This is a genomic window from Edaphobacter sp. (assembly GCF_035532915.1).
Classification (GTDB): Bacteria; Acidobacteriota; Terriglobia; order Terriglobales; family Acidobacteriaceae; genus Edaphobacter.
In genome coordinates this window covers 1-7,282 of record NZ_DATKQC010000440.1, presented here as the reverse complement: position 1 = coordinate 7,282, position 7,282 = coordinate 1, and the positions used below count along the sequence as shown (strand labels likewise).

The window sequence follows — 7,282 nt, the reverse complement described above, 5'->3', positions numbered from 1 at the left end:
ACTCGGACCACTCGCGCTATTTGATCTCGGGACAGGCGAACATCATCTTTCAGGGGCATGGGCCGTTTCATTCGCCCTATGAAGGCACCAACAGTTTTCTTGGTCGCGGAGAGTACAAGGCCTCGCTGTTAGGAACCTTGTATCTGGGCATGCAGCTCAATAAAAACCCGAAGAGCGATACCGACGTGATTTTCGACGTGGAATCGTCAGGTGGGCGCGGGGACAGCGAGGCGCTGGGGCTTGCGGGTTTCACCAATCTGGATGTGGTTCGCAATCCGAACCTTGGCTCGACGCCTTATATTGCGCGGGTTCAGCTCCACCAGACCATTGGACTAAGCAATAAGCTGGTTGACGCCGACCGTACGCCCTTCTCGCTGGCGACCCAGGTTCCGGAGCGGCGACTGGAGTTCCACGTCGGGAAGATGAGCATGCCCGACTTCTTCGATATCAACAGCATCGGGACTGACAGCCATCTCCAGTTTCTCAACTGGACGGTCGACAACAGCGGAAGCTGGGACTATGCCGCCGACACCCGAGGCTACACGTATGCCGCCGTGGCTGAGTACGACGACAAGGACTGGACCGCGCGCTACGGCGTAGCGCTGATGCCGACGGTCGCCAATGGGATCGACCTCGACTGGAACCTGCGACGCGCCAGCGGGCAGAATATGGAGTTCGAGCTTCGCAAATCGCTGCTGGGAGGGCTGGTCAGCCCGGACCGTAAAGGGACGATCCGCGTGCTGAGCTTTGTGAATCATGCGCACATGGGGCTTTATCGCGATGCGATCAAAGCGTATCTGGATGGTGAAGACAAGACGCCGAATATTACGCTGCACGAGAAAGACGGCGAGGTGAAGTACGGCTTTGGGCTGAATGCAGAGCAGGAGTTGACGCAGAACCTGCGCGTCTTTACCCGCGTCGGTTGGAACGAAGGCCAGCATGAGTCGTTTGCTTACACCGAGGTCGATCAGACGGTCGAGTTTGGGGGCGATTACTCGGGCAGGGCGTGGGCACGGCCAAACGACAAGATCGGCCTCGCATTTGTGAGCAACGCCATCAAGCGCGACCACCAGAACTACCTGCGCCTCGGCGGCCTCGGCTTTCTGCTTGGCGACGGCAACCTGAATTATGCCCGCGAGGACATTCTTGAGGGCTACTACAACGTCCATGCGTGGCGCGGCGTGTATTACGCGCTGGATACGCAGTTCATCGATCACCCCGGTTACAACAAGGACCGTGGTCCGGCGCTGGTGTCGGCGCTGCGGATGCATGTGGATTTTTAAAACAATTCTCCTGTTACTGCGAAGTGGACGATATCACGGGGTGCCGTTTTCCTTGAGAGAAAACGGCGATTAGTTCTAAGCTTCGCTATGCTCTACGGGAGAATCGTTACGGCTCGCCGTATACTTCTGGCGTGACTCCACTTATCGCGTACGAAGCGATCGGGTTTTTCCTGGGCCTGATCTTTGGCAGTTTTTTGAATGTCTGCATTGCACGGCTGCCGCTGGGTCAGTCGGTCGTCCATCCGCGCTCGCGCTGCTCGCAGTGTGGGGTGGGGATTCGCTGGTACGACAACCTTCCGGTGCTGAGCTGGCTACTGTTGCGCGGCCGCTGCCGCGACTGCAAGCACGCCATTGCGCTGCAGTATCCGCTGGTGGAGATTGGCCTTGGGCTGTGGTTTATGGCAGAGGCAGCGGACATTTACAACCTGCTTACTTTTTCAAGATCGCATGACCTGGTGTCGGATGTCATTGTGCATGTTGGCGTTGCCTTGCTTGGCTTCCTGCTGATCGGGCTGATGGTGATGGACTGGCAGACCCAGTTGCTTCCGGACCTGTTCACGCTGGGCGGCATCACGGTTTCGTTCTTTCTCACCTGCGTCCGCGCTGTCTTTCTCGCGCCGAACGAGGACGACGTCATCCTGCATAACCAGCAGATTCAGATCAGCAGTCCGGGAAGCTCTGCCGGACAGGGAAACGTCTTTCTTACTGGGCCGGAGAGGCTGTTGGGAGAGTGGCTGCTCGCCGTCTTTGCGGCAGTTGTGATTCTGCTGCTCGTCCGATGGCTGTACCGGGTGCTGCGCCACCGCGAAGGCATGGGGTTGGGCGACGTGAAGCTGTTCGGTCTATTGGCTGCGTTTCTCGGCTTCTGGCCCGCGACGCTGGCGCTATTTCTCGGCGTGCTGTTCGCGAGTGTTTATGCCGTCGTTTTGCTGGCTCGAGGTAAGGCTGGAGCGGCTTCTAAACTGGCTTTTGGGAGCTTCCTTGCGGCCGGCGGATTGATTGCCGCTCTTTATGGCGAAAAGATCGTCAACGCATATAAAACACTGCTTTAACCAACAGCCGAATACCGTCAACAACTTGACACTTGACCGTCGCAATCTTAGAGTCGAAGATGGCCATGCAAAGTTACCCCTACATATGGAATTACCTTCCCCTGGTGCTACAGATCCTGCTGGCGCTGGGTGTTGCCTGTGGCATGGTTGGGGTCTCATTCCTCATCGGCAAACATAAAAATTCACGTACCAAAGCCGGCGCTTACGAGTGCGGCATGGATCCTATCGGCGATGCGCGCGGACGCTTCTCGGTCCGCTTCTACATGGTCGCGATGCTCTTCATCCTGTTCGACGTCGAAGCGGTCTTCATGCTTCCCTGGGCGGTCATCTTTCGCAAGCTCCCGGCGATCACCGGCTCGCGCATGTTCGGCTTCTACGAGATGCTGGTTTATATCGGCTTTGTAGGTGTCGGCCTCTTCTATGTCTGGAAGAAGGGCGTTCTGGATTGGTCCAACGATAAGGGAGATCTCTAATGGACGCCGTACTGAATGGCACCGAGGCCGTATTTGCGGCCCATGCCGATAACGCGGCGGTCAAGGCACTTTCGGGTCTTGCGACCGATGCCAAGTTTGACCGGGCTGAACTGACCATTACCATCGCGCGCGAGAACATCGTCGCCGCCTGCGAAGCCGTCAAGCAGGCAGGTTATACCTTCTTCGAAGACGTCACCGCGGTTGACTGGTATCCTTCGGAGCCGCGCTTCCAGATCACGTATCACATCCTGTCGATGTCGCTGAAGTCTCGGGTTCGCCTTGTTGTCCGGCTGAGTGAGAGTGATGCGGTGATCGACAGCATCGTTGGCGTCTGGCCCTCGGCCAACTTCTACGAGCGCGAAGTCTTCGACCTCTTTGGCGTCCGCTTCAGCGGCCACCCCAACCTCCGCCGCATCATGATGCCCGAAGACTGGCAGGGGCATCCGCTGCGTAAGGACTATCCCGTGGAGGGATACCGCTAATGGCTCCCGTTGCTGCTCCAGAGATGTTGAACCCCGGCGTTGAAGATGTTGTCGCCGACAGAAATCGCCACCAGGGCGTGCCTCCTCCGCAGGACCAGACCATGGTCATCAACATGGGGCCACAGCATCCTTCGACGCACGGCGTGCTTCGGTTGGTGCTTGAGATCGATGGTGAGTCCGTCGTCTCGCTGGCGCCGGACATCGGCTACCTGCATACCGGCATCGAGAAGACCTGCGAGGCCAAGTTTTATCAGCAGGTCGTGCCGCTGACCGACCGCATCGACTATCTCTGTCCGATGACCAACAACCTCGCCTACTGCCTCGCGGTAGAGAAGTTGCTTGGTCTCGAAATTCCGGAGCGCGCGCAGTATCTTCGCGTCCTGCTCAACGAGTTGACGCGCATCCAGTCGCACCTGGTCTGGCTTGGAACGCACGCCATGGACATCGGCGCGCTCACCGTCTTCCTCTATTGCTTCCGCGAGCGCGAGGACATTCTCCGCATCTTTGAGAGTGTGTCCGGCCAGCGCATGATGAGCAGCTACTTCCGCATCGGCGGCGTTAGTCTTGAGCCGCCTCTGGATTTCTACAAGGAAGTTCAAAACTTCCTGAACATCATGCCCGACCGGATCAAGCAGTACGAGAATCTGCTGACCGGCAATCCTATCTGGATGGGACGCCTCAAGGGCATCGGCCATCTCTCCGCCGCCGACGCGATCGCGCTGGGCGTGACTGGGCCACCGCTGCGTGCGTCAGGCGTCGATTGGGACCTTCGCCGCGATATGCCTTACAGCGGCTACGAGAAGTTCAAGTTCAGGGTGCCGGTCTCGAATGACTGCGACGTCTGGGCTCGTTATGTCGTTCGCATGCAGGAGATGTACGAATCGGTCAAGATCTGCCAGCAGGCGCTCGATGGAATGCCCGAAGGCCGCATCGTCGCCGACGCGCCGAAGATCATCCTTCCGGATCGCGAACAGATGAAGACGCAGATGGAAGCACTGATCCATCACTTCAAGATTGTTACCGAGGGATTTGGCGTTCCTGCGGGCGAGGTCTTCCAGGCAGTCGAATCGCCGCGCGGCGAGATGGGCTACTACGTCGTCTCGGACGGCACCGCCAAGCCCTATCGCGTCCACATGCGCAATCCTTCTTACGCGACTTTGCAGGCACTCGAGACGATGTGCAAAGGCCGCCTGCTCGCCGACGTCGTGGCAGTCATCGGCTCCATCGACATTGTTCTCGGAGAGATTGATAGGTAAGAGCGTTTCAGCAAGTTTGTTTTTGTATTGAGGTAAGTTTTGACCAACGAACGCATCGACAGGGAACTCTGGACATCGTTCGCATCGCTGATCAGAAGCTATGGAGCGGCCCACGGGCTGAACAGCCGCCACCAGGCAGTCGTCGAAGTAGGGAGTGACCTCATCCTGCTTCGCGTCGGAACACGCTGGCTACGCTTTACGCCCAGCGAGATGATTGAAGACAACAACCGCACGGTGCCGTTCCGTCTGAACCATGATGGGACCGCCACGATCGGTGAAGTAACCGAAGAGATGGACCTTGCCGCCGAAAGGCTGGCGCGGGAGATGATGCAAAGTGAGTGAAGTCGCCAATACGATTTTTTCCCCGGAGCTGGCAGCGCGCTTCGACCACCTCGTCACCATTTATCCGATGCGGCGCTCGGCGCTCGTGCCTATGCTGCTGTACGCGCAGGACGAGGTCGGCTATGTCTCCGACGCCGTCGTCACCGAGATAGCGCAGCGCATTGGGTTGCTGGAACTCGAAGTTCGCAACGTGCTGAGCTACTACTCCATGCTGCGCACCAAGCCCGCAGGCAAGTACAACTTGCAGGTGTGCACCAACATCAGCTGCATGTTGCGCGGCGGCTACGAGATTCTCGACCACTGCAAGGCGAAGCTCGGCATCGGGCATAAAGAGACGACCAAAGACGGTGTCTTTTCTCTGGAAGAGGTCGAGTGCATCGGCGCCTGCTGCTGGGCTCCGGCCATGCAGGTCAACTACGACTTCCACGACAACCTCACCACGATCAAGGTCGACGAGATTATCGAAACCTATCGCGCAGGCCAGGGAAAGGACGTCAAATAATGCCTACCCTCGTCTCTCATCCCGATGAAGTCAAAGTCGTCTCCCGCCGTTTCGGCCAGGGCGCGGCCAACATTGACAAGTATCTTGAACTCGACGGTTACAAGGCCGTCCAGCAGGCCATCGCCGAAGGTCCTGAGTGGATCATCAACACGATGAAGGCCTCGGGCCTCCGTGGGCGCGGCGGCGCGGGCTTTCCTACCGGCCTCAAGTGGTCGTTTGTGCCCAAGCAGTCTGAGAAGCCCAAGTACGTTCTGGTCAACGGCGACGAGTCCGAACCCGGCACCTGCAAAGACCACGTCATCTTCCGCGAAGATCCTCATGCCGTCATCGAAGGCACCATGATCGCCGGGCTGGCCATCGGCTCCAAGCTTGGATTCATCTATCTCCGCGGTGAGTATCGCTACCTGCTCAAGATCGTCGAGAAGGCGGTCGCCGATGCCTATGCGCGCGGCTTCCTCGGCAAGAACATCTTCGGCACCGGCGTCGATTTCGACATCATCACGCAGACTGGAGCGGGAGCCTACGAGGTTGGCGAAGAGTCGGCCCTGATGGAGTCGCTCGAAGGCAAACGCGGCGTTCCGCGCATCAAGCCTCCCTTCCCTGCCGTCGTCGGACTCTATGGCGGACCAACGGTCATCAATAATGCCGAGACCATCGCCAATGCACCGCACATTCTTCTGATGGGTGGCGAGGCGTTTGCGAAGCTCGGCACCGAGCGCAATGGCGGCACTCGTCTCTTCGGCATCAGCGGCCACGTCGAGCGCCCCGGCGTCTATGAACTTCCGATGGGATACAGCCTTCGCAAAGCGATCTACGAAGTAGCGGGCGGCATCAAGGACGGCAAGAAGTTGAAGGCCGTCGTTCCCGGCGGCTCCTCCTGCCCCGTTCTCACCGCAGACGAGATTGACGTGGGCCTCGACTTCGACCAGATGGCCAAGGCCGGGACCATGCTTGGATCGGGCGGAATTGTCGTTCTCGATGAGACCGTCTCCATCGTGGAGTTCGCGCTTCGCACCATCGCCTTCTACCAGCACGAGTCTTGCGGTTGGTGCATCCCCTGCCGCGAAGGCACGGACTGGATCAAGAAGACCCTGACCCGTGTCTACAACGGCGGCGGCAACAAGAAGGACGTCGATAACGTGCAGTACCTCGCCGAAAACATGATGGGCCGCACCTTCTGCCCACTCGGCGACGCAGCGGCGATGCCCACTCTTGGATTCGTGAAGAAGTTCCGCAAGGAATTTGAAGACTACATCGAAGGCCACAAGGCCGGAACCCCCATCATCACCGTGCAGCAGTTGGTGGGAGCAGGACATTGAACAGGCGAGTACCCCAATTGATCTGGGTACTCGTGGCGCTCGTACTTTTAGTCGGAGTTTTGAGAATAATCATGCCTCGCTCGCATTGGAGCGCAGATCAGAAGATTTTGATTGAGAAGTCAAAGCAGAGGAATTGAAGATGGCAGACGTAACCTTTACCGTAGACGGCAAAAAACTCACCGCACCTGCGGGCACATTGCTGATTGATGCCTGCAAGTCTGCCGGCATCGAGATTCCTGCTTTCTGCTACTATCCCGGCCTCTCGTTGCAGGCTGCGTGCCGCATGTGTGTTGTGCGCCTTGAAAAAGTGCCCAAGCTGCAGACCGCCTGCACCACGCCGGTCGCTGAAGGCATGGTCGTCGCGACCGAGACGCCTGAGATCGTTCAGTCTCGCAAGGCTATGCTGCAACTGGTGCTGGGCAACCACCCGCTCGACTGCCCCGTCTGCGATGCCGGCGGCGAGTGTGAGTTGCAGGACATGACCTTCAAGTACGGCGCGGCTGACAGCTTTTATGCAGAGCCGAAGAATCACCGCGAAGAGCAGAAGTGGTCTCCTGTCGTCTACTTCGACCG

9 protein-coding genes are annotated in these 7,282 nt (G+C 58.3%); all 9 read left to right on the top strand.

The features are described from left to right. Window positions 1–1,283: carbohydrate porin (locus VMU57_RS20615; RefSeq protein WP_325386873.1), on the top strand; the 1,283-nt coding region annotated here is incomplete at its 5' end. Between the two features lie 131 nt (window positions 1,284–1,414). Next, the gene (locus VMU57_RS20610) at window positions 1,415–2,335 is read left to right on the top strand and encodes a prepilin peptidase (protein WP_325386871.1); all 921 of its coding nucleotides are present in this window, start codon (window positions 1,415–1,417) and stop codon (window positions 2,333–2,335) included. A gap of 65 nt (window positions 2,336–2,400) precedes the next feature. Further along, a complete protein-coding gene (locus tag VMU57_RS20605; RefSeq protein ID WP_325386875.1) occupies window positions 2,401–2,808 on the top strand; it encodes an NADH-quinone oxidoreductase subunit A in 408 nt (135 codons plus the stop codon). Next, on the top strand, window positions 2,808–3,290 hold the full coding sequence (locus VMU57_RS20600) for an NADH-quinone oxidoreductase subunit C (RefSeq protein WP_325386869.1): 483 nt from the start codon (window positions 2,808–2,810) through the stop codon (window positions 3,288–3,290). Before VMU57_RS20605 ends, VMU57_RS20600 begins: the two co-directional genes overlap by 1 nt. After that, window positions 3,290–4,546 (top strand): NADH dehydrogenase (quinone) subunit D, encoded by a 1,257-nt coding sequence (nuoD, locus tag VMU57_RS20595; protein WP_325386868.1) that lies wholly within the window; start codon window positions 3,290–3,292, stop codon window positions 4,544–4,546. The genes VMU57_RS20600 and nuoD overlap by 1 nt, the downstream gene beginning before the upstream one ends. A gap of 39 nt (window positions 4,547–4,585) precedes the next feature. Beyond that, window positions 4,586–4,888: a transcriptional regulator gene (locus tag VMU57_RS20590; protein WP_158909325.1), complete on the top strand. Its 303-nt coding sequence runs from the start codon at window positions 4,586–4,588 to the stop codon at window positions 4,886–4,888. After that, complete coding sequence (locus VMU57_RS20585; RefSeq protein ID WP_325386866.1) at window positions 4,881–5,390, top strand: NAD(P)H-dependent oxidoreductase subunit E; 510 nt, start codon at window positions 4,881–4,883, stop codon at window positions 5,388–5,390. The genes VMU57_RS20590 and VMU57_RS20585 overlap by 8 nt, the downstream gene beginning before the upstream one ends. Next, the gene (gene nuoF / locus VMU57_RS20580) at window positions 5,390–6,709 is read left to right on the top strand and encodes an NADH-quinone oxidoreductase subunit NuoF (RefSeq protein WP_325386864.1); all 1,320 of its coding nucleotides are present in this window, start codon (window positions 5,390–5,392) and stop codon (window positions 6,707–6,709) included. Before VMU57_RS20585 ends, nuoF begins: the two co-directional genes overlap by 1 nt. Before the next feature lie 139 nt (window positions 6,710–6,848). Next, window positions 6,849–7,282 (top strand): 2Fe-2S iron-sulfur cluster-binding protein (locus VMU57_RS20575; protein WP_325386863.1); only part of this gene is annotated, 434 nt, incomplete at its 3' end.

Coding starts and splice junctions, on each gene's coding strand:
- VMU57_RS20605 (WP_325386875.1), top strand. CDS start 2,401: ATGCAAAGTTACCCCTACATATGGAATTACCTTCCCCTGGTGCTACAG.
- VMU57_RS20600 (WP_325386869.1), top strand. CDS start 2,808: ATGGACGCCGTACTGAATGGCACCGAGGCCGTATTTGCGGCCCATGCC.
- nuoD (WP_325386868.1), top strand. CDS start 3,290: ATGGCTCCCGTTGCTGCTCCAGAGATGTTGAACCCCGGCGTTGAAGAT.
- nuoF (WP_325386864.1), top strand. CDS start 5,390: ATGCCTACCCTCGTCTCTCATCCCGATGAAGTCAAAGTCGTCTCCCGC.